The following is a 235-nucleotide window of genomic DNA, read 5'->3' as shown; positions in this document are numbered from 1 at the left end:
CTCAGCGACCGATCGCCGACCCGGCAAACGACCCGGGCGCCGACCGGCAAAGGGGCCGAGGCCGAGCCGATGAGCCTCACGCCGAGCCAGTGGCCGGGATCGGGCGTGACGTTGCGCAGCAGGCTCGCCGGGGCGTCGCGGTGCACGACGACCAGGTCGACCCGGCCGTCGTGGTCGAGGTCGCCGCCGGCCACCCCCCGACCGACGACCGCCCGGGAGAAATACGGGCCGATCG

Annotated in this window: 1 pseudogene; it reads right to left on the bottom strand. The window is 75.3% G+C overall.

The features are described from left to right. A pseudogene (locus tag AB1L88_RS27005) lies at positions 1–235 on the bottom strand (CRTAC1 family protein); the annotation flags it as partial.

Source organism: Tautonia sp. JC769, from assembly GCF_040717455.1.
In the GTDB taxonomy this organism is placed as follows: Bacteria; Planctomycetota; Planctomycetia; order Isosphaerales; family Isosphaeraceae; genus Tautonia.
Note: the sequence above shows the minus strand (reverse complement) of the source record. Positions and strands in the feature narration are given on the sequence as shown.